At 68.1% G+C, this 24,632-nt stretch carries 22 protein-coding genes; 13 read left to right on the top strand and 9 right to left on the bottom strand.

Annotated features, from left to right (window positions below):
- Positions 1–21 precede the first annotated feature (21 nt).
- A complete protein-coding gene (locus IEY58_RS13345) occupies positions 22–1,467 on the bottom strand; it encodes a DUF4153 domain-containing protein (protein ID WP_189046460.1) in 1,446 nt (481 codons plus the stop codon).
- Positions 1,468–1,562: 95 nt separating this feature from the next.
- Complete coding sequence (locus IEY58_RS13340; RefSeq protein ID WP_189046458.1) at positions 1,563–1,757, bottom strand: hypothetical protein; 195 nt, start codon at positions 1,755–1,757, stop codon at positions 1,563–1,565.
- 216 nt (positions 1,758–1,973) lie between these two features.
- On the opposite strand from IEY58_RS13340, the gene IEY58_RS13335 reads away from it, so the two are divergent.
- Positions 1,974–2,477, top strand: coding sequence for a winged helix-turn-helix transcriptional regulator (locus tag IEY58_RS13335; protein WP_189046456.1), 504 nt, complete (start codon positions 1,974–1,976; stop codon positions 2,475–2,477).
- A gap of 55 nt (positions 2,478–2,532) precedes the next feature.
- On the opposite strand, the gene IEY58_RS13330 is transcribed toward IEY58_RS13335, so the two are convergent.
- Positions 2,533–3,936 (bottom strand): efflux transporter outer membrane subunit, encoded by a 1,404-nt coding sequence (locus IEY58_RS13330; protein ID WP_229743701.1) that lies wholly within the window; start codon positions 3,934–3,936, stop codon positions 2,533–2,535.
- A 170-nt stretch (positions 3,937–4,106) separates the two neighbouring features.
- Between IEY58_RS13330 and IEY58_RS13325 the strand changes: the two genes are divergently transcribed.
- Genes IEY58_RS13325 through IEY58_RS13300 form a run of 6 tightly spaced genes read left to right on the top strand, consistent with a single transcriptional unit; the run spans position 4,107 to position 10,197 of the window.
- Positions 4,107–4,616: a winged helix-turn-helix transcriptional regulator gene (locus tag IEY58_RS13325; RefSeq protein WP_189046452.1), complete on the top strand. Its 510-nt coding sequence runs from the start codon at positions 4,107–4,109 to the stop codon at positions 4,614–4,616.
- A complete protein-coding gene (locus tag IEY58_RS13320) occupies positions 4,613–5,713 on the top strand; it encodes an HlyD family secretion protein (RefSeq protein ID WP_189046450.1) in 1,101 nt (366 codons plus the stop codon). The genes IEY58_RS13325 and IEY58_RS13320 overlap by 4 nt, the downstream gene beginning before the upstream one ends.
- Positions 5,710–7,314 (top strand): DHA2 family efflux MFS transporter permease subunit, encoded by a 1,605-nt coding sequence (locus IEY58_RS13315; protein ID WP_229743700.1) that lies wholly within the window; start codon positions 5,710–5,712, stop codon positions 7,312–7,314. Before IEY58_RS13320 ends, IEY58_RS13315 begins: the two co-directional genes overlap by 4 nt.
- Before the next feature lie 25 nt (positions 7,315–7,339).
- Complete coding sequence (locus tag IEY58_RS13310) at positions 7,340–7,834, top strand: PaaI family thioesterase (protein WP_189046448.1); 495 nt, start codon at positions 7,340–7,342, stop codon at positions 7,832–7,834.
- Positions 7,831–9,249, top strand: a complete 1,419-nt coding sequence (locus IEY58_RS13305) for an MATE family efflux transporter (protein WP_189046446.1) — start codon at positions 7,831–7,833, stop codon at positions 9,247–9,249. Before IEY58_RS13310 ends, IEY58_RS13305 begins: the two co-directional genes overlap by 4 nt.
- Before the next feature lie 42 nt (positions 9,250–9,291).
- The gene (locus IEY58_RS13300; protein WP_189046444.1) at positions 9,292–10,197 is read left to right on the top strand and encodes an alpha/beta fold hydrolase; all 906 of its coding nucleotides are present in this window, start codon (positions 9,292–9,294) and stop codon (positions 10,195–10,197) included.
- Positions 10,198–10,209: 12 nt separating this feature from the next.
- Here the strand turns inward: IEY58_RS13300 and IEY58_RS13295 are convergent, their stop codons facing one another.
- On the bottom strand, positions 10,210–10,974 hold the full coding sequence (locus IEY58_RS13295) for an SDR family NAD(P)-dependent oxidoreductase (RefSeq protein ID WP_456057521.1): 765 nt from the start codon (positions 10,972–10,974) through the stop codon (positions 10,210–10,212).
- A gap of 110 nt (positions 10,975–11,084) precedes the next feature.
- Between IEY58_RS13295 and IEY58_RS13290 the strand changes: the two genes are divergently transcribed.
- Together IEY58_RS13290 and IEY58_RS13285 are read left to right on the top strand one after the other, a co-directional pair.
- Positions 11,085–12,116 (top strand): L-idonate 5-dehydrogenase, encoded by a 1,032-nt coding sequence (locus IEY58_RS13290; RefSeq protein WP_189046441.1) that lies wholly within the window; start codon positions 11,085–11,087, stop codon positions 12,114–12,116.
- 101 nt (positions 12,117–12,217) lie between these two features.
- Positions 12,218–14,323 carry a molybdopterin oxidoreductase family protein gene (locus IEY58_RS13285; RefSeq protein ID WP_189046439.1) on the top strand — a complete coding sequence of 702 codons (2,106 nt, stop codon included), beginning with the start codon at positions 12,218–12,220 and terminating at the stop codon, positions 14,321–14,323.
- An 84-nt stretch (positions 14,324–14,407) separates the two neighbouring features.
- On the opposite strand, the gene IEY58_RS13280 is transcribed toward IEY58_RS13285, so the two are convergent.
- The 5 genes from IEY58_RS13280 to IEY58_RS13260 all read right to left on the bottom strand — a co-directional run bounded on the left by IEY58_RS13280 (position 14,408) and on the right by IEY58_RS13260 (position 19,620).
- Positions 14,408–16,309, bottom strand: coding sequence for a hypothetical protein (locus IEY58_RS13280; RefSeq protein WP_189046437.1), 1,902 nt, complete (start codon positions 16,307–16,309; stop codon positions 14,408–14,410).
- A gap of 460 nt (positions 16,310–16,769) precedes the next feature.
- Entirely contained in the window at positions 16,770–17,045 is a 276-nt protein-coding gene (locus tag IEY58_RS34355) for a hypothetical protein (RefSeq protein WP_229743699.1), read from the bottom strand.
- A 42-nt stretch (positions 17,046–17,087) separates the two neighbouring features.
- The gene (locus IEY58_RS13270) at positions 17,088–17,291 is read right to left on the bottom strand and encodes a PLDc N-terminal domain-containing protein (protein WP_189046435.1); all 204 of its coding nucleotides are present in this window, start codon (positions 17,289–17,291) and stop codon (positions 17,088–17,090) included.
- A 74-nt stretch (positions 17,292–17,365) separates the two neighbouring features.
- Positions 17,366–18,145, bottom strand: a complete 780-nt coding sequence (locus IEY58_RS13265; RefSeq protein WP_189046433.1) for a substrate-binding periplasmic protein — start codon at positions 18,143–18,145, stop codon at positions 17,366–17,368.
- 146 nt (positions 18,146–18,291) lie between these two features.
- Positions 18,292–19,620, bottom strand: coding sequence for an MFS transporter (locus IEY58_RS13260; RefSeq protein WP_229743698.1), 1,329 nt, complete (start codon positions 19,618–19,620; stop codon positions 18,292–18,294).
- 283 nt (positions 19,621–19,903) lie between these two features.
- On the opposite strand from IEY58_RS13260, the gene IEY58_RS13255 reads away from it, so the two are divergent.
- The 4 genes from IEY58_RS13255 (at position 19,904) to IEY58_RS13240 (ending at position 24,626) form a co-directional block, all read left to right on the top strand.
- Complete coding sequence (locus IEY58_RS13255; protein WP_229743697.1) at positions 19,904–21,187, top strand: ABC transporter substrate-binding protein; 1,284 nt, start codon at positions 19,904–19,906, stop codon at positions 21,185–21,187.
- 151 nt (positions 21,188–21,338) lie between these two features.
- The gene (locus IEY58_RS13250; protein WP_189046431.1) at positions 21,339–22,214 is read left to right on the top strand and encodes a branched-chain amino acid ABC transporter permease; all 876 of its coding nucleotides are present in this window, start codon (positions 21,339–21,341) and stop codon (positions 22,212–22,214) included.
- A 10-nt stretch (positions 22,215–22,224) separates the two neighbouring features.
- Positions 22,225–23,157, top strand: coding sequence for a branched-chain amino acid ABC transporter permease (locus IEY58_RS13245; protein ID WP_189046429.1), 933 nt, complete (start codon positions 22,225–22,227; stop codon positions 23,155–23,157).
- Positions 23,154–24,626, top strand: a complete 1,473-nt coding sequence (locus IEY58_RS13240) for an ATP-binding cassette domain-containing protein (RefSeq protein ID WP_189046427.1) — start codon at positions 23,154–23,156, stop codon at positions 24,624–24,626. The genes IEY58_RS13245 and IEY58_RS13240 overlap by 4 nt, the downstream gene beginning before the upstream one ends.
- Positions 24,627–24,632: the final 6 nt, after the last annotated feature.

Here is a 24,632-nt window from a genome sequence, read left to right as displayed (position 1 = left end):
CTCTCCTTTGGGGCGTCCGGTTCAGGGGATTTGGGCGCAGGTACGACCCGCTCCGCCGGTCGCAGCATCCGCCAGATAGCGGTCGAGACGCCAGCGATTCAAGCTCCAGCTGCGCCAGCCCGTCGGTTCCACGGCGTATGAGGCGGCGAGGCTGTTCCGTACCGCGCAGGCTCCGGCCGCAGCGCTTGCCGGCAGCTGCCGGATATAGCCGTCGAGCGCCGGTAGCGTGCGGGGGCCGAGCCGCTGCAGGTAGTCCAGGTCCAGCGAGACGCCGCTCCTGGTCATCTCCCGGCTGTGCCGCACGTTGTAGTCGGCGATCACACCCGGGAAATCGATGAAGCTCGAGGCATAGAGCACCGCCGTCAAGGCCGCGAAGTTGCTGGCGACGAGCCAGGCGTTCGACCGGTCGAGCGTCATGCGGACGAGGATCAGCACAAGGCCGGTGGCTGTCAGCAGCATCCAGATGAAGGCGGCGAAGCGCAGGAAGGTCAGCGAATAGGCCGCGACATAGAGGTCGAGGCGCAGGATCGAGGAGGCGACGAGCAGCAGGTTCTGTGCCGTCCAGAGATGGATGAGCAGGCGGATCGGCCGCGAGCGCGCGGCGGCGCTGCCGTCGCGCGTCGCCGCGATCAGGAAGCCGCCGGCCAGGAGCGCCGTCACGACGAGCGGATAGGCGCCGCGATGGGCATAGGCGGCGTAGCTGAGATCGCTCGGCAGGGCGGTGCCGTGCCAGAGATAGACGACATCGAGCCCGCTCTCGATCGCGAACAGGCCGTTGAACAGCACGAGCGAGCGGAGGATCGCCATCGGCCCGAAGATTGCCCTGCGCCACGCCTCGGGCAGGATCGGCTCGACCGTGACGGTCACCGGCGGTGCGCCACCGATCCGGCGCCGGAGTCTCGGCCGGACGAACGGCCAGGTGAGGACGCCCATGCCGAGCCAGAAGAACGCCCGCCACCCGTCGATCGCCCTCAGCAGCGCTGTCGGATCGAGCAGGCGGAGCCATTGCTCGATCAGCGGATTGGCATTGGAGAAGAGCCCGAGGAAGATGCTGCCCAGCGCCGCCGGCAGCAGCCATGACAGAAGCCAGGCGCCGAACCGTCGCCGGGTCCCCGGGCCGCGACAGGCTTTGACCGCGACGGCAAGATCGCGGAACAGCCGGAAGAAGCCGGTCGCGCCGAACCACAAGAGATCGGCGAGCGCGCGGCCGGCCCGCGTCTCGAACCAGCCGGCGGCCAACAGGGCAAAGAGTGTCAGCCCCGCGAGGGCGAACAGGACCGGCAGCGGCCCGATGCCGTCGATGAGCGGGCAGAGGCTCGCGGCCAGGATGCCGGCGCCGGCGGCGGTGCGGACGTGGAGCGCGCGCGGGCCGGCGGCGATGAGGGCCGCAAGCGCCACGATCAGCACGAACAGTACCAGCGCCAGGACCGGATACCGGCGGAACAGGAGATAATCGGCGGCCGGCATCAGGGGCGCCCAAGCGGCGAGCCGGCGCCAGAAACTGCCGAAGGGTGGGGTGCGGGACGGAGCGGGCGCTCCGACGGATGGGCTGCAGGCTTCGGTCATTCGCTCGCGTCCTTGTCGGTCGGCGGAAAAGCGCCGGCCCTGGGGCTGGCCGATGCGGATGCTGGCCGGACGAACGGCAGGATCACGCAGGCCGGCGCTACAGGTTCGGTCGAGAGCCACCAGCCGTCGTGCGTCACGCCGCGCGGCAGACGGAGCGGGAAGGCCAGCACCGGGGTCGATCGCTTTTCCATGCGACCGGTTATGCGGCGGCGGTTTGCAGAACCCGCGCCAATGGTCTGCAGTTTCTCAGGCTTTTCGTGCAGATTTCGTGCAGAGCGCGCGCCTCGCCGCCCCGGCGGTCTGGATATGACAGTCTGGATATTCGAGGCGTCTTTCACCATGATATGAGACAGATGGTATAAGGATCGGCCGGCGTCGGCCGATCGGACAAGTGTGACGGACACCCCATGCAGCGTAAGAGTTTCGGTGACATGCCCTGCCCGATCGCCCGCAGCCTCGAGCGCGTCGGCGAATGGTGGAGCATCCTGATCCTGCGCGACGCCTTTCACGGCCTGACGCGGTTCGACCAGTTCCAGAAGAGCCTCGATATCGCGCCGAACATGCTGACGCGCCGGCTCAACGCGCTCGTCGAGTCGGGCCTGCTGGAACGTCGGCGCTACAGCGAGCGGCCGCCGCGCGACGAATATGTCCTGACCGAGATGGGGCGGGACTTCCGGCCGGTGCTCTGGTCGCTGCTCGCCTATGGCAACAAGCATTTCGCGCCGGAGGGCGCCAGCGTCGTGATCGTCGACCGCGAGACCGGTGCCGAGGCCGAGCCGGTGCTGGTCGACCGGACGACCGGCCGGCCCCTGACCGAGGGCAGCTATCGCGTCACGGCCGGGCCCGCGGCCGACGAGAGCGTGCGCCGCCGCTACGCGGTGAAGCGCGAGCCGGCGATGCTGGCGGAATAGACGCTGGCGCGATGGATCCCGGCGCAATAGATCCGGGCGGTGCCGCGGCGGGCGCTCACCAGCCGCCGCCCAGCGCCCGGTAGGATCCGACGGCGGCGCGCGCCGCGTCGGCCCGGGTGCGCGCGAGATCGTCCTGCGCCACGAGCAGCTGCCGGTCGGCGTCCAGCACGTCGGTCAAGGTGATGGCGCCGCCGCGATAAGCCTCCTCTGATGTATCGCGCGCCTTGGTCAGCGCCGCGGTCTCACGGCTCAGTTCCTGGTTCTGCGCCTCAAGCTGGACGAGGGAGGTGAAGGCGTCCTCGACGTCCTCGGTCGCACGCAGCACGGTCTTGCGGTACTGGGCCAGCGCTTCGGCGTTGCCGCCCTTGGCGCCGGCGACTTCGGCGTCGACCTTGCCGAAATCGAACAGGCGCCAGCGCAGGCCGGCGGTCGCCTGCGGCTGGAACGCACCGCCGGTGAAGAGATGGCCGGCGGTCAGGCTCTCGAAGCCGAGCAGGCCCGAGAGCGAGACCTTGGGGTAATAGTCCGAGATCGCCTCGCCGATGCGGGCGTTTGACGCGGCGAGCTTGCGCTCGGCGGCGATGATGTCGGGCCGCCGGCGCAGCAGCGCCGCGGCGTCGCCGCCCGACACCGCCGGCACGGCCGCGATCGCCGTCTCGTCCGAGAGATCGAGCCCGTCGGTGCCGGGCTGCACGCCCATCAGCACGTCGAGCCGATTGTGCTGGGCCTCGAGGGTCGTCTTGAGCGGCGGGATGGTCGCGCGCGCCTGCGACAGCAGCGCCTCGGCCTGGGCGGTCTCCCGGTCGGTCGCCGTCCCCTGCTTCTGACGGAGCTGGATGAGATCGAGCAGATGCTCGTCGGTTGCGACCTGGTCTGCCGCGACCTTGAGACGGGCCTGGGCGCCGCGGATCTGGAAATAGGCGTCGGCCGCTTCGGCCACGACGGAGACGCGCACGCCGGCATGCTCGGCCTCGGCCGCCTCGGCCTCGGCATCGGCCGCCTCGACGCCGCGCTGCAGGCCGCCGAACAGGTCGATCTCCCAGCTGGCGCCGACGCCGACGTTGTAGTCGCTCTGGTCGCGGTCATAGCCCGGCAGGTGGCGCGCAATGCTGCCGAGCGGCCCTTCGGTCGACTGGTGGATCGGGCTGATGCTCGCCTCGAGCGAGCCTTGCGGGTAGAGGCGGGACCCCGCCTCCTCGGCCGCGGCGCGCGCCTGCCGGACCCGGGCGACGGAGGCCTCGAGATCGAGGTTCTGGGCGAGCGTGCGCTCGACGATCCTGGTCAGCACCGGATCGTTGAAGCCGGCCCACCATTGGTCGAGCGCCGGCGCCGGCGTTGCCGTCTGCCGCGCCTCGACGGAGGCCGCGTTTTGGAGCGGCGCGAGCTTCGTCTCAGGCGCCTGGTAGTCGGGGCCGACCACCGTGCAGCCGGCAACGCCGGCCGCCAGGGCCAGGCCCACCCCGAAGGCAGCGGCCCTGCTTAACACCGGAAAAGGGTGCGCCCGTCCTCGGCTCTCTGCTCCTGCCATCTCCCACCCCTCCATCCCGCGACAATGATTTTGATACTTGCATAAAGATAGTTACTGCATTAAATGACTTTCACAATGATAGCAACAAGAGCGTAGCAGGTATGCAGCACAAGAGCTTCGGCGAGATGCAGTGCGCGATCGCTCGCAGCCTCGAGCGCGTTGGCGAATGGTGGAGCATCCTGATATTGCGCGATGCGTTCCACGGCCTGACGCGCTTCAACCAGTTCCAGGAAAGCCTCGGCATCGCGCCGAACATGCTGGCGCGCCGCCTCAACTCGCTGGTCGATGCCGGGCTGCTCGAACGGCGGCGCTACTGCGAGCGGCCGCCGCGTGACGAGTATTTCCTGACCGAGCGGGGGCGCGACTTCCGGCCGGTGCTGTGGGCGCTCGTCGCCTGGGGCAACCGGCATTTCTCACCCGACGGCCACACGCTCGACATCGTCGACGCCAAGACCGGGGCAGTGGCCGATCCTGTGCTGGTCGACCGGCTCTCCGGCCGCCCGCTGGAGGCGCCGGCGTTCCGCGTCGTGGCGGGGCCGGCCGCCGCCGACCCTTTGCGCGCGCGTTACGCTGCGCGCTCCGCACAATCTGAAGAAGGAAGCAGGGCATGACCAGTCAGTCCATCGACGGGGGCGTCGTCGCCCTGCCGGGCAAGGCGGCCAAGGCGTCGCGCAAGCGCCTGGCGCTCACTGCGGCGGCGCTCCTCGCCGGTGTCGCGGCGGTCTGGTACGGCTACGACTGGTGGACGGTCGGCCGGTTCATCGAGACGACCGACGACGCCTATGTCGGCGGCGACGTGACGGTGATCGCGCCCAAGGTCGCGGGCTTCATCGCCGAGGTCGCGGTCACCGACAACCAGGCGGTCCATGCCGGCGACCTGCTGATCCGGCTCGACGACCGCGACTATCGCGCGGCGCTCGCCAAGGCCGATGCGGCCGTCGCCGGCGCGCAGGCGACGCTCGCCAATCTCGACGCCCAGCGCCGGTTGCAGCAGTCGCGCATCGCTGAAGCGGAGGCCGACATCGCCGCGGCGGAGGCCGAGATCGTCCGAGCGCATGACGACCAGGTGCGCTTCCGCGAGCTCGCGGCCCATGCCGCGGCCTCGGTCCAGACCTCGCAGAAGGCCGATGCCGATTACAAGCAGGCGCTCGCCGCCGGCGACCGGACACGCGCCGCCGCCGAGGCGGCGAAGCGCCAGCTCGACGTGATCGACACCCAGAAGCACCAGACCGAGGCGGCGCTCGCCGGTGCGCTCGCCGAGCAGGAGACCGCGCGGCTCAACCTGTCCTATACGGAGCTGCGCGCGCCGATCGACGGCACCGTCGGCAACCGCAGCGCGCGCACTGGTGCCTATGCCACGATCGGGGCTCAGCTGATCTCGCTCGTGCCGGCGCAAGGCCTGTGGGTCGACGCGAATTTCAAGGAGAACCAGCTCGCCGGCTTCAAGCCCGGCCAGCCCGCGACCGTCACGGCCGATGTGCTGCCGGGCGAGACGTTCCATGGCCATGTGCTGAGCCTGGCGCCGGCGACCGGTGCCCAGTTCAGCGTGCTGCCGCCGGAGAACGCGACCGGCAACTTCACCAAGATCGTCCAGCGCGTGCCGGTTCGCATTCTGCTCGACGGCGACGGGGCGCTCCTGGGTCGGCTCCGGCCGGGCCTGTCAGTCACCGCTGATGTCGACGAGCGCGTCCAGAAGGCAGCGCCGTGAGTGCCGTCGCCGCGGCGCGCCCGGCACCGGCCATTCCGGTCTCGCCGGCAGAGCTCCCGATGCCCGCCAAGGTGCTGGCCTTTGCCACCATGTGCGTCGGCTTCTTCATTGCGACGCTCGACATCCAGATCGTCTCGGCTTCGCTCCGGGACATCGGCGGCGGCCTCTCGGCCGGCGCGGACGAGACCGCCTGGGTCCAGACCAGCTATCTCATCGCCGAGATCATCGTGATCCCGCTGTCGGGCTGGCTGTCGCGCGTGATGTCGACGCGCTGGCTGTTCTGCGCGTCCGCCGTTGGCTTCACGCTCACCAGCCTCTTGTGCGGCTGGGCCTGGGACATCCAGAGCATGATCGTGTTCCGGGCGCTGCAGGGCTTCCTCGGCGGCTCGATGATCCCGACCGTGTTCACGACGGCGTTCTTCTATTTTGCCGGGCATCAGCGAGTGATCGCCGCCGCCGTCATCGGCTCGATCGCCTCGCTCGCCCCGACGCTCGGGCCCACGATCGGCGGCTGGATCACCGACAATTATTCCTGGCACTGGCTGTTCTTCATCAATCTGGTGCCGGGCATCTTCGTCGCCGTCGTCGTGCCGATCCTGGTCCGCATCGACAAGCCGGACCTGTCGCTGCTCAAGGGCGGCGACTATCCGGGCATGCTGCTGATGGCGGGCTTCCTCGGTTGTCTCGAATACACGCTCGAGGAAGGGCCGCGCTGGAACTGGTTCGAGGACCAGACGATCACGACGACCGCCTGGATCTCCGGCATTTGCGGCGTGCTGTTCGTCTGGCGTAGCCTGACCTACGAGCATCCCGTCGTCGATCTCCGGGCGCTCAAGAGCAGCAATTTTGCGCTCGGCTGCTTCTTCTCCTTCGTGACCGGCATCGGCATCTTCTCGACGATCTACCTCACGCCGGTGTTCCTCGGCCGGGTGCGCGGCTTCAGTGCGCTCGAGATCGGCACCGCCATCTTCTCGACCGGCCTGTTCCAGGTCTCGGCGATCCCGGTCTACACGTTTCTCGCCCGGCGCATCGATCTGCGCTGGCTCCTGATGTTCGGCCTGGCGCTCTTCACCCTCAGCATGTGGAACTTCGCGCCGATCACCCATGACTGGGGCTGGCGCGAGTTGCTGTTGCCGCAGGCGCTGCGCGGCTTCGCCCAGCAGTTCGCCGTGGCCCCGACCGTGACGCTCACGTTGGGCGGCCTGGCGCCGAACCGGCTCAAGCTCGCCTCGGGCCTGTTCAACCTCATGCGCAACCTGGGCGGCGCCATCGGCATCGCCGGCTGCGCCACGATCCTGAACGACCGGACCAACCTGCATTTCCTGCGGCTGGCCGAGCATCTGAATGCGACCAACCCGATGATGCTCGGCCTCATCGGGCGGACGAGCGCCGCCGACACGAGCGTCGTGGGCGGCAACGCCGTGTTGGCCCATGAGATGGCGCTGAAGCAGCTTTGGGCGCTGACGCTGCGCGAGGCGCTGACGCTCACCTTCTCCGACGCGTTCCTCGTCATCCTGGTCTGCTTCGCCATCGCGACCGTCATGGTGCCGCTGATGCGCAAGGTGGCACCGCCGGCCGCCCCGCCAGCCGACGCCCATTGATCCCCTCCTGATCAGGAGCCCCTGCATGACCCGGCAGAACCCAGCAACGCATTTTGGCCTCGTGCCGCGCGAGGAGGCGGCACGCTTGAGCGGTCTCGACTTCCTGCGCGGCCTCTTGGAGCAGCGCCTGCCGGCGCCGCCGTTCGCCGAGGCCGCGGATGTCTGGCCCGTGTCGGTCGAGCCCGGCCGCATCGTGTTCGAAGGGGCCCCCTCGGCGCGCTTCTACAACCCGATGGGCATCGTCCATGGCGGCTGGATCGCGCTGTTGCTCGACACGGCGATGGGCTGCGCCATCCATTCGGCACTGACCGCCGGCCAGAGCTTCGCCACGACCGACATGCACACGAGCTTCGTGCGCGCGGTGACCGAGCGAACGGGCACGCTGCGCTGCGAGGGCACGCTCCTGCACCTGGGCGGCCGGGTCGCGAGCGCCGAGGGCAAGCTGTTCGACGGCGAGGGGCGCCTCATCGCCCATGGCACGGAAACCTGCTCGATCATGGACCTGGGCGGCGGGCGATGACCACGCCCGGCGCTCAGCACAGCCCCGCCCAGCACAGCCCGCGCACCCGCCTGCTGCTCGAAGGGCCGATCGCCCGCACACTGCTCAAGCTCGCCTGGCCGAACGTGCTGGTGATGCTGGCCCAGGCCTCGACCGGCCTGATCGAGACCTGGTGGGTCTCGCGCCTCGGCAACGACGCGCTTGCCGGCATGGCGCTGGTCTTCCCGGGCGTCATGCTGATGCAGATGATCTCCGGCGGCGCCATGGGTGGCGGCATCTCCTCGGCGATCGCCCGTGCGCTCGGCGCCGGCCGGCACGACGAGGCCAATGCGCTGGTGCTGCACGCGCTCGTCATCAACATCGTGCTGGGCGCCGTCTGCGCGGCACTCGTCCTGCTGTTCGGCCCGACGCTCTATCGCGCCTTGGGCGGCGAGGGCGCCTCGCTCGACGCGGCGCTGCGCTATTCCAATGTCGTGTTCGCCGGCAACATCCTGCTCTGGGTCATGAATGCGCTGGCGAGCGTCATCCGCGGCACCGGCAACATGCTGGTGCCGGCGCTGGTCATCTGCGGCGGCACCGTGCTGCTGGTACCACTGTCGCCCTGCCTCATCTTCGGCGTCGGGCCGTTCCCGGCGCTGGGCGTCGCCGGCGGCGGCGCGGCCCTGCTGGTCTATTACGCCGGCGGCCTGGCGGTGCTCGCCTGGTACATCGCGAGCGGCCGCAATCTCGTCCATTTCCGCCTGGTGCCGCTCCGCTGGCCGCTGTTCCGCACCATCTTGGGCGTGGGGGCCGTCGCGGCGATCTCGTCGCTGCAGACCAACCTGACGGTGGCGCTCACCACGGCGCTCGTCGGCCACGGCGGCGGGCCGGACGCCGTTGCCGGCTACGGCACGGGCGCGCGGCTCGAATATCTCCTGGTGCCGCTCGTGTTCGGCTTCGGCGCGCCATTGGTCGCCCTCGTCGGCACGAACATCGGCGCCGGCCAGCAGGAGCGCGCGCTGCGCGTGGCGCTCGTCGGCGGCGCCATCGCCTTCGCCGCGACCGAAGCGATCGGCCTCGCGGCGGCGCTCTTTCCCGAAGCCTGGCTGGGATTGTTCGGCGCCGAGCCGCGCATGCTCGCGACTGGGGCGGCCTATCTGCGCAGTGTCGGCCCGGCCTACGGCTTCTTCGGGCTGGGCCTGGCGCTCTATTTCGCGTCGCAGGGCGCCGGGCGCCTGTTCTGGCCGCTCGCGGCGGGCATGACGCGCATGCTCATCGCGGTTGCGGGCGGCTGGCTCATGCTACGCTTGACCGGCTCGCTCGGCTGGATGTTCGCAGCACTCGCCGTGGGCCTCGTCGTCTACGGGCTCACGCTTGCGGTGGTCGTTGCGCGCGGCGCCTGGTTCAAGCCCGCGGCCGTTCGTGCGACACGGGCGCCCTCGACCCGGGCCGCCTGATCGGCGAAGATCGGGCGCCGATTCGCGCGAGAGGTGCGTCCCATGTCCCAGTCGGAAAGCTTATTGGCGGAAAGCTTGCTGCCCGGCTTCGCGCGGCGCCGGATCGTGACGCCTGGCGCCACGATCCATACCGCGGTCGGCGGCCACGGGCCGCCGCTGCTGCTGCTCCACGGGCACCCGCAGACCCATCTCACCTGGTACCGGGTGGCACCGCGGCTCGCCGAACGCTTCACCGTGGTCACGGCCGACTTGCGCGGCTACGGCGACAGCTCGAAGCCGGCGGGCGGGGCCGAGCATGTGAATTATTCGAAGCGCGCCATGGCGGCGGACCAGGTCGAGGTCATGCGCCAGCTGGGCTTCGAGCGCTTCGCCCTTGTCGGCCACGACCGCGGCGGCCGGGTCGCCCATCGGATGGCGCTCGACCATCCGGGCGCGGTCGAGCGCATCGCCGTGCTCGATATCGCGCCGACCGCCACCATGTACGCGCGGACCGACCGGGAATTCGCGACGCGCTATTTCTGGTGGTTCTTCCTGATCCAACCGTTCGACCTGCCGGAGCGGCTGATCGCCGCCGATCCGGAATATTTCTTGCGCAAGCATCTCCTCGGTCAGTCGAAGACGCCGGGCGTGCCCGAAGAGGCGCTCGTCCAGGAATATCTGCGCTGCTACAGCGACCCCGCGACGCGCCACGCGATCTGCGAGGATTATCGCGCCGCCGCCGGCATTGATCTCGCCCACGATGCCGCCGACGCGGACGCCCGGATCACGGCACCGCTCCTGGCGCTCTGGGGCGCCCGGGGCACGGTCGGAGCGCTTTATGACGTGCTCGCGACCTGGCGCGAGAAGGCGGTCGACGTCCGCGGCCACGCGATCGACTGCGGCCACACGCTCCAGGAGGAAGCGCCGGAAGCGACCCTGGCGGCGCTCCTGGCGTTCCTCGCGGGCTAAGGGGCGTGTCCGTCAGAGGCAGCTGGTGATGCCGCCGTCGACGTAGAGGATATGGCCGTTGACGAAGTCCGAGGCGGCGGAGGCGAGGAACACGGCGGCGCCGTTCAGCTCCTCGACCGTGCCCCAGCGCCGGGCTGGGGTCCGGCCCTTCAGCCACGCGGTGAAGGTCTCGTCCTCGACGAGCGGCTTCGTCAGCTCCGTCTCGAAATAGCCCGGCGCCAGCCCGTTCACTTGCAGGCCGAACGGCGCCCAGTCCGTACACATGCCCTTGGTCAGCATCTTGAGCGCGCCCTTGGAGGCGGCATAGGGCGCGATGCCCGGCCGGGCGAGCTCGCTCTGCACCGAGCAGACGTTGATGATCTTGCCGCGCCCGCGCTGGATCATGTGCCGGGCGACCGCTTGGCCGACCAGGAATACGCTGTCGAGATTGGTGCGCATCAGCTCCGCCCAGGTCTCTTGCGCGAAATCCTGCAGTGGTGCCCGGCGCTGGATGCCGGCATTGTTGACCAGGATGTCGATCGGGCCGATTTCGCGCTCGATCCGGTCGATTGCCTCGCGGACCGCGGGGCCATGGGTGACGTCGAACGCGGCGGTCTTGATACGATGGCCTTCGGCCTCGAGCGTCGCCTTCGCCGCCTCCAGCTTCGTCGTGTCCCGGCCGTTCAGGATCACCGCGGCGCCAGCGGCGGCGAGGCCGCGGGCCAGGCTGAAGCCGATCCCCTGGCTCGATCCGGTGATGAGGGCGGTCCGGCCTTCGAGGCTGAACGGGTTAGGCATCGGCATGGCTCCCTTCGCGTATGCGTATACGTATGAGTTAACGGCTGTGGTATCGGTAGCATGGATGCCGACGATGCGGCATCCGCGTTTCCGGACTGGGAGGGTCGAGTATGAAAGCCTGCGTCATCCACGCGCCCCACGATCTCAGGATCGAGGAGGTCGAGGTTCCGGCCCTGGGGCCGACCTCGGTCAAGCTGCGCATCGGCGCCGGCGGCATCTGCGGCTCGGACCTGCACTATTACCACGATGGCGGCTTCGGCACGGTCCGGATCAAGGAGCCGATGATCTTGGGCCATGAGGTGGCGGGCACGGTCGTCGAGGTCGGCAGCGCCGTCACCAGCGTGAAGGTCGGCGACCGGGCGGCGATCAATCCGAACCAGCCGTGCGGCGCCTGCAAGCAGTGCCTGGCCGGTCGCGCCAACCTGTGCCTCGACGTGCGCTTCTACGGCAGCGCCATGCGCTTTCCCCATGTCCAGGGCGCCTTCCGCGAGGTCCTGGTCGCCGATGAGCGGCAGATCTTCACGATCCCCGATCATGTGACGCTGGGCCAGGCGGCCTTCGCCGAGCCGCTCGCCGTCTGCCTGCATGCGGTAACCCGCGCCTCCTCGGTCGCGGGGCGCCGCGTGCTCGTGACCGGCGTCGGGCCGATCGGCGCCTTGACCATTCTCGCCGCCCGCTGCTTCGGTGCGCGCGAGATCGTCGCGACCGACGTGGCGCCGCTGCCGCTCGAGACCGCGAAGGCGATCGGCGCCGACCGGGTGATCAACGTGGCGGAGCGAGCCGAAGACCTCGCGGCCTACGGTGCCAACAAGGGCACGTTCGACGTCCTCCTGGAATGCTCGGGCAACGCGCGGGCGATCGCCGCCGGCCTCGACGTGGTGCGGCCGGGCGGCACCGTGGTCCAGTTGGGCCTCGGCGGGGCGATGGATCTCGCGATCAACACGATCGTGACCAAGGAGCTGGAGCTGCGCGGCAGCTTCCGCTTCCACGAGGAATTCGGCTGGGCGGTCGACTATATCAGCCGCGGCTTGATCGACGTGCGGCCGCTCCTGACCGACACCATCCCGCTCGGCGAGGCGGGCCGCGCGTTCGAGCTCGCCTCCGACCGCGGCAGGGCGATGAAGGTGCAGTTGGGCTTCTAGCACCTCTCTGCCGAACGATCGTTTGGTAAACCGGTTGCTGGTGCGGCCGGCTTTGCCCATACTCCCGGATCTGAGAAGAAAAAGATCCGAGGGAGGGCGGCATGGCCACGCATTACCGCGCCTGCAACCTGTGCGAGGCGATCTGCGGCCTCACGATCGAGGTAGAGGATGATGAGGTCGAGGGGGGCCGGGTCGTCTCGATCAAGGGCGACGCGGACGACCCGTTCAGCCGAGGCCATATCTGCCCCAAAGCGGTGGCGCTCAAGGACATCCAGGACGATCCGGATCGCCTGCGTGCACCGGTGCGGCGCGACGGCAACGGCTGGCGCGAGATCGGCTGGGACGAGGCCTTCGCCTTTGCGGCCGAGGGCATCGCCGCGGTTGTGCGCGCCCATGGCGCCGATGCAGTTGCGACCTACCAGGGCAACCCGACCGTCCATAACTGGGGGCTGATGACCCATGCGGCCGCCTATCTCGGGCTGATCAAGACCAAGAACCGCTATTCGGCGACCTCCGTCGACCAGCTGCCGTTCCAGCTCGCGGCCTACTGGATGTACGGGCATCAACTGCTGCTGCCGATCCCGGACATCGACCGGACCGACTATTTCCTGATGCTGGGCGCCAATCCGCTCGTGTCGAACGGCAGCCTGATGACCGTGCCGGACGTGGCGAAGCGGCTCAAGGCCTTGAAGGCGCGCGGTGGCCAATTGATCGTGGTCGATCCGCGCCGGACCGAGACGGCGGAGGTCGCGAGCGCCCATCACTTCATCCGCCCCGGTACGGACGCCGCTTTCCTGCTCGCCCTGCTGTCGACGCTCTGGACCGAGGGGCTGGCCCGGCCCGGGCGGCTCGCCGATCATCTCGACGGGTTCGAGGCGGCGATGGCTCGGATCGCCCCGTTCACCGCCGAGCGTGCCGCACCGGTCACCGGCATTCCGGCCGACGAGATCCGCCGCATCGCGCGCGACTTCGCGGCGGCGTCGCGCGCCGTCTGCTACGGCCGGATGGGCGTGTCGACCCAGGCGCACGGCACGCTCTGCCACTGGCTGATCCAGCTCCTCAACATCGCGACCGGCAACCTGGACCGGGTCGGCGGCGCGCTCGTCACCAAGCCCGCGTTCGACATCGTTGGTGCACCCGGCTCGCGCCCCGGCAGCTACGGCCGCTGGGCGAGCCGGGTCGGCGGCCGGGCCGAGGTGTTGGGCGAATTGCCGGTCGCAGCCCTCGCGGAGGAGATGCTGACGCCGGGGCCGGGCCAGGTGCGGGCGCTCATCACGATCGCCGGCAACCCGGTGCTGTCGACGCCGAACGGCCGACAGCTCGAGCGCGGCCTGGCCGGGCTCGATTTCATGGTGTCGCTCGATCCCTACCTCAACGAGACGACGCGCCATGCCAGCGTGATCCTGCCGCCGACTACGGCGCTCGAGCACGATCACTACGACATGACCTTCAACTTGTTCGCCGTGCGCAACGTCGCGCGCTGGAACCCGCCGGTCCTGCCCAAGCCGGCGGGCGCGCTCGACGACTGGCAGATCCTCGAAGGCCTGGGCACCGCCCTCGCCACGGCGCTGGGGCTGGAGCCGAGACGCACGCCGGCGCCGGCGCAGATGCTCGACGTGGCACTCCGGGCCGGGCCCTATGGGCTCACGCTCGCCGAGCTCGAGGCGGCACCCCATGGGCTCGACCTCGGGCCGCTCGAGCCGTCCTTCCCCGATCGGCTGGCGACGGCGGACAAGCGCATCCAATGCGCGCCGCCGCCGGTGCTGGCGGCGCTCGACCGGCTGGACGAGACCCTGTTCGGCGGCCCGGCGCCGGACCTGGTGCTGATCGGCCGGCGGCACATCCGCAGCAACAATTCCTGGATGCATAATTTTGAGCGGCTGGTGAAGGGCAAGCCGCGCTGCCAGCTCCTCATGCATCCGGACGATCTCGGCCGCTACGGCTTCGCCGACGGGCAGCGGGTGCGCGTGACCTCGCGGGTCGGCAGCCTCGACGTCGAGGTCGCCGGCACGACCGAGCTCATGCCGGGCGTGGTCAGCCTGCCGCACGGCTGGGGCCACGGCCGCGACGGCGTGGCGCTTGGCGTCGCCCGCGCCCATGCCGGCGTCAGCATCAACGACCTGACCGACGACGCCTTCGTCGATCCGGTATCCGGCAACGCGGCCTTGAACGGCCTGCCGGTCTGGGTGGCGGCGATCTCAGGCTGAATGCCTAATCGGCACGGCCGCTTATAACCCCAAGCCGCCGCAGGATTCAGACACGAGGCCGATCCGGCCTCGTGTCATCTTGCTCTAGGCGGCACCGCCCTTGCCTGGCCGCGGATCGCGGCCCGCCACGCTGGAGCGGGTGACCGCGACAGTCACGGGTTCGCCGGCGTGCGAGCCTCCGCCGAAGCCCACGCCGGGCCCGCCCGCCGCCAGGGCCGCGGTCGCCGGGGCCGCAGCCAGGGCCTGGACGTGTTCCGGTCCGCCGCCGACGCCCTCGACGGCATGTGGGTGGGTAGCGGTGTCAGCGCCGCCCCCGATCCCGCTGGCGCCGTGTCCGGTCGCGCGGGACCCCGCCTGCGGCCCGGGCCCGAACCCGGTCATCGCGTCCCTCCCGGTCATTTCAGAGGTATAGACCCCGGCTTCCGCGGCCCCAGCGGCGGCGCTGGTGTCCGTCGCCCCGCCCGTCGAACCGCCGGCCGCCCCGGCGAGGGCGGTCACCTCGAGATCGATGAGGCGAAGGTTCTGTCCCTGCAGCTGTGACCACTTGGCCAGGAAGTTGCCCTCGCTGACATTGGCCCAGAAGTAGTATGCGTCGCTGCCGCTGCGCCAGGCGCCGGCCCAGAGGCCATTATAGTTGCGCACGGCCACGAGCCGTAGATTCTCCGACGCGAGTTGCGCCCATTTGGCGGTGAAGTGCGCCCAGTCGGCGCCGACCCAGAGGTAGTAGCCGTCGTTCCCCTCGCGCCAGACCCCGGCCCAGAGCTCCTGGCCATTGACCGTGTAGACGTCGAAGTCGACCAGCCGCAGGTTCTGACCCGCTAGCTGGCTCCACTTGGCGATGAAGTGGGACTGGTCGGCGTCCTGCCAGAGGTAGTAGCCGTCGGTGCCGCTGCGCCAGGCGCCGGCCCACAACCCGTCATAGTGGCTGAGGCTGACCAGCCGCAGGTTCTGCTGGGCGAGCTGGGCCCACTTGGCCTGGAAGTGGGGCGTGTCGGCGTCCATCCACAGGTAGTAGCCGTCCGTCCCGCCCTCCCAGATGCCCGAGAACAGGTTCTGGCCGTTGACGTTCGTCACCTCGATATCGGTGAGACGCAGGTTCTCGGCTGCCAAGGTGGACCATTTGCTGGTGAAATGGCTCTCGTCGGCGTTGACCCATAGGTAGTAGGCGTCCGTCCCCGAGCGCCACACGCCTGTGAAGGCGTCCTCGGCGAGGGGCCAGGGATCATCGAAATTGGGGCCGGGCACGGCGGAGCTGGTCGTCGACGGGAACCACAGGTCCAGGGTGGCCTTGAACAGCGGGAAGGGGTCGGCGGAATTGCCGGTGAGGTTCTGGTAGACGCCCGCGAGTGTCGAGGCGCCTGCGCCGACGATCTGGCTGATGCTGTAGCCCAGTTGCGAGAAGAGGTAGTAGATGAACAGAGTCGTGCAGCCGTTGGTGGCATCGTAGCCGTTGTCATCGGGAGCGTTGTTGACGAAGTCCTGGCGCGCACTGTTGAGCCATAGATCCGCCACAGCGTAGCTGGCATCGATACCAAGCCCGAGGGCGTTATGCTGGGACAGGAATTGGCCGCTGAGGAAGCGCGACAGACCCTCGCCCTTGCTGCCCTCGTTGCCGCTCTGGAACCACCCGATGTTCTGGCCGAGCATAAAGATCTCGACGACCTCGGCGATCAGCAGGTATCGCAGGTAGATGGGGTTCTTGCTGTAGCTGGCGCCCTGGGCTTTGAGCAGGATGGTCGCTCCTCCCGTGCCGCCGTTCCAGCTTGCGCCGTTGCTTTGGGTGGTGACCTGCACCGTTAGATTGCTCAGGTTCACGCCGCCGCCGAACCAGCCATGCATCAGGTTATAGTCGGCCTCGCAGGCCGCGATCACCGCGTTGGTGCGGGCCGGCTCCACGCCGCCGTTCCCGCCCAGGGCGGTGTCGTAGGAGAAGCGATAATGGGTCGTGACGCCGCCATTGGTCAGACCAGCGGTTGTATAGGCCATGGTCGTTTCCTCCTGGCACAATAGGCAATGATGGAACCGGCCCTCGGTTGCTGGGCCGGCGACTTTGCGCGGCACCATGCAGACCTAAGCGGCCGGTTATATTCTTTGAACGAAATCACATTTATTGTAACAGGCCATCGATATCATTGTGAGATGATGGCCCGTCACTGCCAGACTACTGCATTTTGCCGCTGTTCTCAGCGATCGATGCTCGACCCAAGGCGGAGCCTTCTGGATCGAGTGGAGCCAGAGGTGCGCAAAATATGGCAATCCGTGTGTGTATAATTTAACATACCACCTATTAGTGTAATGTCAATATATACTTGCGGTCTATTCTCAGGAGCCTGTTAGTCTTACTGACTCACAAAGCCGCAGCATGTTGCAGTATTTTGGCTTGATCCATCAGGATATGGTGCCCTGGGGGCATTTCCCGGCCGTATCCGAAGCTGTGATGGACCGTCTACCCAGTGACGAGAGCGAATCTCGCTTTTCGGCGTATGTCGCGGGTTTTGCTGACGCGATTGGCCATGCTGCCGTTCCTGCAGCATGCGATGCTGTGGACCCTCGCCCACCAGTTCGTGCTGCCGACGCGGCTCGGGAGGTGAGCTTGCCGCGGACCCTTGACGGCGGAGACGAGTTCGTCCTTCTGGCGCAGGCCCTTCGGGTAGAACACGCCGCGCCAGGGCGCGTAGCGCCCGCCGGAAATGCCGATCCTGATTTCGCCGGGCGTCACCATGACCGCCTGCTGCCTTGTGGAGGCTAACCCTGGCGGTGCTGCTCAGATCCGGCGGCTGAACGGTCGCTTGGGGCCGGGGCCGAGCAGGTACCAGAGCACGAAGCCTGCCAGCGGCAGGATCAGGATGATCAGCACCCAGATCAGTTTGGTCGCGCCGTCGGCCGGGCTCTGCAGCGTCCCGACGATCGCCCACAGGGCGAGCAGGAGCACGATGAGGCCGACGAGGTCATGGCCGAAGGTGAACATACCGATCTCGCTTCCCGTGGCAGCTATCGAGATAACCGTGTCTCTCGGCGTTTGGTTGCGCGCTGGGCGGGAGATCAATTGATGGGCGGCGGCATTACCAGGTCGGCGTAGTGCTGCGAGATCGCCGCGAGCTTGCCGTCTGCCCGCATGGCGTCGAGCGCGCGGCGCAGCAGCTCGATCGTGTCCCGACGGACCGCGGGATTGCAGGCGAGATAGGTCTCGACGTTGCGGAACACGAGCACCGGCTTGATGCCGGTAACACCTTTCGCCGCCGCCTTCATCCGGGCGGTATCGAGGCCGGTCACCCAGAGGTCGATCCGGCCCTCGGCAAGCCGGCGCGGATTGAGGTCGTCGTCCGGCAGCGTGTCGACCGCGAGGCCCAGCTGCTTGAGATAGAGCGCCTTCGCCTCCTGCAGCTGGCCGCCGATGACGAGGCCACGGGCGGCGTCCAGGTTCGGCACGGCACGGTCGAAGTCGCGACGCGCGAAGAGCGCCCAGCTGTTCGCGGCGATCGGCCCGATCCACTGGAACAGCGCCTCCCGGTCGGCGGAGCGTGAGGTGGAAAAGATGCAGGCGTCCGCCTCGTTCAGCGCCATCTCGTAGGCGCGGGGCCAGGGATAGTGCTCGATCGTCGCCGGCACTTGGGCGCGCCGCGCCATCTCGACCACGACGTCGGCCGAGATGCCGGAGACATGCTGACCGGCGTCGATGATGCTGAACGGCGGATTGTCGTTGGTCAGCATCCGTAGCGGCTCGGCGCACGGTGCCTGGCCCGGCGTAGTCGACGCCAGGAGCAGGAGGCCGGCCAGGAGCAGGCGAAGGCGGCCGCGGCGCTGGGAATATTGAACGGACAAAGCTCAGGTTCCACCGTGCCGGGTAGAGTCCAAGCCCGACAATCACACCAGGCCAGAATCGCGTGCGATCGCTTTATAAAGGATGAAATAACGGTCGGCGGAGCGGATGACCCGGACGCGTCCGCCGCCCGGGTCATCGAGCGGCCTCAGACGTGCTGCGCCATCTTGGAGTGCTTCTTCGTGTCCGGGATCAAGAGATAGAAGATCAGCGAGACGAAGATGCAGCCGGTCGCGTACCAGTAGAAGCCCTGTTCCCAGCCGGCATTCTTGAACGACAGGGCGACGGCGTCGACCGAGCCGCCGAAGATGGCCGCGGTCAGCGCATAGGGGATGCCGACGCCCATGGCCCTGACCGAGGTCGGGAACATCTCCGCCTTCACGGTTGCGGTGAGGGCCGTATAGCCGCTGACGATCGCCCAGGCGATGCAGATGAGCAGGAAGGCCACGAGTGGGCTCTTCGTCCCCTGCAGCGTGGTCAGCAGCGGATATGTCCCGAGCGTGCCGAGCACGCCGAAGGCGATGAGCAGCGGCTTGCGGCCGATCTTGTCCGAGAGGGCGCCATAGAGCGGCTGCAGCATGATCGCGAACAGCAGCGCGCCGCCGGTGACGGTCGTGGTCTGGTCGTCCGTGAGGCCGACCGACAGTTTCAGGAACTTCTGCATGTAGGTCGTGTAGGTATAGAAGGCCGAGGTGCCGCCGACCGTGATGCCGACGACCAGCAGCATGGTCTTCCAGTTGTTGGCGAGCATGACCCAGAGGCTGTCCTTCTTGACGATCTTCTCGGATTCCTTGAACAGCTCCGTCTCGTGCATGTCGCGGCGCATGGTGAAGGCGTAGACCGAGATGATGGCACCGATCACGAAGGGGATGCGCCAGCCCCAGGCCTTGAGCTCGGCCGGCGTCAGGAACAGCTTCTGCAGCACCAGGAGCACCAGGATCGCGGTTAGCTGGCCGCCGATCAGCGTCACGTACCAGACGCCGGAATAGAAGCCGCGCCGGTTCGGGTGCGAGACCTCGCTCAAATAGGTGGCGCTGGTGCCGTACTCGCCGCCCTGGCTCAGGCCCTGCAGGATGCGGGCGAGCGCCAGGAGGGCGGGCGCGCCGACGCCGATGGTGGCGTAGGTTGGCGTCACCGCGATCAGGAGCGAGCCGAAGCACATGAGCAGGACCGATGCGGTGAGCGCGTTCCGCCGGCCGTACTTGTCGGCGAGATAGCCGAAGATGACACTGCCGATCGGCCGGACCAGGAAGGCGACGGCGAAGAGCGAGGCGGCCGCCAGTTGCTGCGCTGTCGGATCGCTTGCCGGGAAGAAGGCGCCGGCGAAATAGAGCGCGAAGGCCGAATAGGCGTAGACGTCGTACCACTCGATCAGGTTGCCGATCGAGCCGACCAGGATCGCCTTCACCCGCTTGCGCATGTCGGCCGCATCGTAGCCGTCGGTCGTGACGGCAAAGTCCACCGGTTTCACACTCATGTCGTCCTCTGTCCCCTCCCGAAGGCCGCGGCCGAAACGCCGCTCGTTTACCGTCCCCACGTCGCTTGCAGGCCCCACGTCGCTTGCTGGATGCGAGCTTTTCAGCCCGAACCCCTTCTGCCAAGCGGGAATTTTCCGGCTGGCGAAAATGCCCCGCGGCATCGCGCCTCGCCTGCCAAAATGGCAACAAATCCCGTGACAAGCCGGCGCCGCGTGCCGTTATAGTTGGAAAAAAGCGTCAGGTTAAAAAGAACCGACCGAACGCATACGAGGGGGAGGAACAATGCAGGCAGCGCGCCAGGGCTCACCGCCCATCCGCTCCAGATGCTGCGCGCTGGCGCCGGCGGTAGCCGGCTCCGCCATGGCCCTCTCGAGCCTCCTCGCCCTGGGTTCGGCCCAGGCGGCGGAGCCGATCAAGATCGGCGTCATTGCCGAGGCGGCCTCGATCTCCGGCGCCGCGATCCCGAACGCCGCGCAGATGGCGGCCGACGAGATCAACGCCAAGGGCGGCGTCGACGGCCGCATGATCCAGATCGTAACCTACGACGACCACAGCTCGTCCTCGGATGCCGTGCGCGCGTTCCAGCGTGCGGTGTCCGACGACAAGGTGAATGCGGTTATCGCGAGCTATGTGAGCGAGGTCGTGCTGGCGCTCGAGCCCTGGGCCGCCCGCCTGCACATGCCGATGATCACGCCGGGGGCCGCATCCAACGAGATCAGCCAGGTCATCAAGAAGGACTACGAGCACAACAAATATACCTTCCACGGCTACCTGACGTCGGCCTTCCTCGCGGCCTCCGTGTGCGACGCGGCCAAGGACCTGCTGGTCAACAACCTGCATATGAAGTCGGCCGTGGTCATGAGCGAGGACGCGGCCTGGACCACGCCGCTCGACGCGGGCTATCTCGAGTGCCTGCCGAAGGCCGGCCTCAAGGTGCTCGACCATATCCGCTTCTCGCCGGACACGACCGACTTCACGCCGATCTTCAACAAGATCGAGAGCGAGAAGCCCGACGTCATCGTGACCGGCATCGCCCATGTCGGCGTGCAGCCGACCGTGCAATGGCAGAGCCAGCAGGTGCCGATCCCGATGTTCGGCATTTCGGCGCAGGCGACATCCAGCACCTTCTGGAAAGACACGAACGGTTCGGCCGACGGCGTGCTGTTCCAGACCGTGTCGGCGCCCGGCGTGGCGCTGACGCCGACGGCGGTGCCCTTCACCGACAATTATACGAAGCGCTACGGCATCACGCCGGCCTATTGCGGCAACACGGCCTATGACGAGGTCTACTACATTGCCGAAGCCGTGAAGCGGGCGGGCTCGACCGATCCCGACAAGCTGGTGGCGGCGCTCGAGAAGACCGACTATGTCGGCACGATCGGCCGCGTGCAGTTCTACGGCAAGGACGATGCTTTCCCGCATGCCATGAAGCAGGGCGCCGATTTCGTGACGGGCCTGCTCGTGCAGTGGCAGAACGGCAAGCAGGTGACCGTCTGGCCGACCAGCGTCGCCAACGCCAAGCTCGCCTTCCCGAAGTTCATCAAGCTGCAGCAGGCCAGCAACTAGCCGCCCGCACCCGGGCGGTCGCCGCCCCCGGTCCATCGGCCGGGGGATCGCCCATCCTTCGTGTCTTTTACGCCAATGAAAACGGCCGGTTCTCCCGGTCATCAGTATCTTCGGCATCAGTATCTTCGCCATCGGTATCTTCGCGGGGCCCATGCTCGGACTTCAAATCCTGATCGACGGTTTCGCCATCAGTGCGCTCTATGCGCTGGGTGCGACCGGTTTCACCCTCATGTTCGGCGTCTCGGGCGTGCTCAACCTGTCGCACGGCGCCATCATGGTCGTGGCCGCGGTGGCCGCCTGGGTCATCGCCGGTGATGTCGGCGGCGGGCCCTATTGGGGGGCGGCCGGCGGCGTCGGCATCGGCCTCATCGCGGCCTATGCGACCTATTTCACCGTCGTCCGGCCGATCCAGCGCTCGCGCGCCATCCCCAAGGAAGAGACGGAGATCTTCGTGCTCACCGGCACGCTGCTCTGGGGCATCATGATCCAGGAGGCGATCGCCTATTTCTACACGAGCAATCCCAAGACGGTCCGGCCGCTGGTGCCGGGCGTGCTCAACATCCTGGGTGTGCGCACGCCCTTGAACGAGGTCGCGACCGCGGTCGTCTGCTGGGCGGTGATCGGGCTGCTGTGGCTGCTCGTCAACCGCACCCGCGCCGGCAAGGTGCTGCTCGCCGCCTCGATCAACCCGCGCGGCGTGACGCTCTTGGGATTCGAGCTGTCGCGCGTCTACATCCTGGTCTGGACGATCTACGGCGTGCTTGCCGGCATCGCGGGCGTGCTGCTCGCCATGTTCCTCGGCGTCAGCTCCGACGGCGTCGGGCCCTTGACCGCCAGCGCCTTCTCGATCGTCGTGCTGGGCGGCCTCGGCAGCGTCTCGGGCTCGCTTATCGCCGCCTATGTGGTGGGGTATCTCGAAACCGTGACGGCCTATCTGATCTCGCCCGCCTACCGCACCATTCCCGTCCTCTTGCTGCTTGTGCTGGTGGTCTACATCCGCCCACAGGGCCTGCTCGGCCGGCGCTAGGGAGGGGACGATGAAGCTAACCCGCTTGTTCACCGCCCGCCTGTTCTGGATCGCCCTTGTCGTGCTGATCGGGGCTGCGACGCTGCCGCTCTATGTCACGGGCTATATCCTCGGCATCCTGACGCTCGCCTATTATTTCGGCGTCTTCGCCATGGCCTGGGACCTCTTGTTCGGCTTCGCCGGCGAGGTCAATTTTGGCCCGACCTTCCTCGTGGGCCTGGGCGCCTATACCGCCGGCATCATCAATGCCGACTGGGGCTGGCCCATGGCCGCCTGCGTGCTCGCCGGCGCGCTCATGGCGGTCCTGGGCGGCGTGCTGCTGGCACTGCCGGCCTTGAAGCTGCGCGGGCCCTATTTCGGTCTCATCACGCTTGTGGCCGTGCTGCTGCTGCAGAATTTCATCGTGATCTTCGCCGGCGTTACCGGCGGCGAGATCGGGCTCACCGTGCCCGACGTGCTGTTCATCGATGACGCCAGCAACTACGAATTCGCGCTTACGTTCATGGCGGTGAGCGGCGCCATCCTCTTCGGCCTGTCGCGCTCGCCGATCGGCCTCATCCTGCAGGCAAGCGGCCAGGACGCGGTCGAGACGGCGGCGCTCGGCTTCAATGTCGCCAAGCACAAGCTCGCCGCCTTCTGCATCAGCGCTTTCTTCTCGGGCACGGCCGGAGCCCTCATGATCTTCTATCTCGGCACCGCCTCCGTCGGTACGGTCATCGACATCGCGGTCGGTGTGCAGGTCATCATCGCGGCCGTGCTCGGCGGCCGGCGCACCATTCTCGGCGCCGCGGTCGGCGCCGTGTTCCTCATCCTGTTCGGCGAGGTGCTCAGGCCCTTAGGCGAACTCAGCACCTTCGTCGTGTCGGCGGTGGCGCTTGCCGTCATCCTGTTCTTCCCGAACGGGCTCATCGGTGCGCTGCTGCGGACGGGAGAGCGGGCATGAGCTTGACCCCCCTGCTCGAGGTCTCTCGCCTCACCAAGCGGTTCGGCGGCCTCGTCGCGGTCAAGGACATCTCGCTCGAGATCCGGCCGGGCGAGATCCTGGGCCTGATCGGCCCGAACGGCTCCGGCAAGTCGACCGTGATGAAGCTCATCATGGGCATCGAGCGGCCCAATGCCGGCATCGTCAAGGTCGAGGGCACGGACGTCGCCGGCTGGCCGTCGCACAAGATCGCGCGGCACGGCGTCGGCATCGTGTTCCAGCATTCACGGCCGCTGCATCGCCAGACCGTGCTCGAGAACATCAAGCTCGCCCTGCTGCCCGACAGCCTGGTGCGGCTCTTCGCCGATCCGGAGGTCGACGGCCGCGCCCGTGCCATTGCCGAGCGCGTCGGCCTCGGCGCCGTGCTCGACCGGCGGCCGGCGACCCTGCCGTTCGCCGATTTGCGCCGCATGGAGCTCGCCAAGGCGATGGCGCGCGATCCCAGGATCGTGCTGGTCGACGAGCCGTTCGCGGGCCTGACGTCCGGCGAGGTCGAGGATTTCTCGAACCTGATCCGCAGCTTCCGCGAGGAGGGGCGGGCGGTGCTGCTGGTCGACCACAACGTGAAGAGCGTGTCGGCGCTGGTCGACCGGGTGAAGGCCATGTACCTGGGCGAGCATATCGCCGAAGGGACCGCCGAGGAGGTGATGCGCGACGAGACGGTCCGACGCGTCTATCTGGGCGGCGCCATCACCACGGCGGCGCGCCCGGAATCAAGCTTCAAGGACGCGGAGCCGCTGCTGCAGGTCGAGACCATCGGCGTGCATTACGGCAAGGCCCAGGCGCTGCAGCAGGTGTCGATCCATGTGCACGAGGGCGAGTTCGTCTCGGTCGTGGGCTTGAACGGCGCCGGCAAGACGACGCTGTTCAATGCGATCTCCGGCCTCGTGCCCTATTCGGGTGAGATCCGCTGGGCCGGCGCCTCGCTTGCCGGCCACAGCCCGGCCGCGATCGCGCGCAACGCCGGCATCGTGCAGTGCCCCGAGACGCGCGAGCTGTTCGGCGACATGAGCGTGCGCGAGAATCTCGATCTCGGCGGCCAGCATCTGCCCAAGGCCGAGCGGCTCGAGCGCACGGAATGGCTGTTCGAGCTCTTCCCGATCATCAAGGCGCGCCAGCCCCAGGCGGCCCGGACCTTGAGCGGCGGCGAGCAACAGATGCTGGCGATCGCCCGCGCGCTCATGATGAAGCCGCGCCTCCTCATCCTGGACGAGCCGACGCTCGGCCTGGCGCCGGTCATCCTCGAGCAATTGTCGAAGGCGCTCGAAAAGCTCCGGCAGACGACCTCGATCACCGTGCTCCTGGGTGAGCAGAACGTGACCTTCGCGCTCCCGCACGCCGACCGGGTCTATGTGCTGGAACACGCCCGCATCGTCTGGGAAGGCGACCCCGGCCGCTTCGCCAAGGAGGCAGGGGCGGGGCTGCTGTAGAACGAA

The organism is Aliidongia dinghuensis, assembly GCF_014643535.1.
Taxonomy (GTDB): Bacteria; Pseudomonadota; Alphaproteobacteria; order ATCC43930; family CGMCC-115725; genus Aliidongia; species Aliidongia dinghuensis.
Note: the sequence above shows the minus strand (reverse complement) of the source record. Positions and strands in the feature narration are given on the sequence as shown.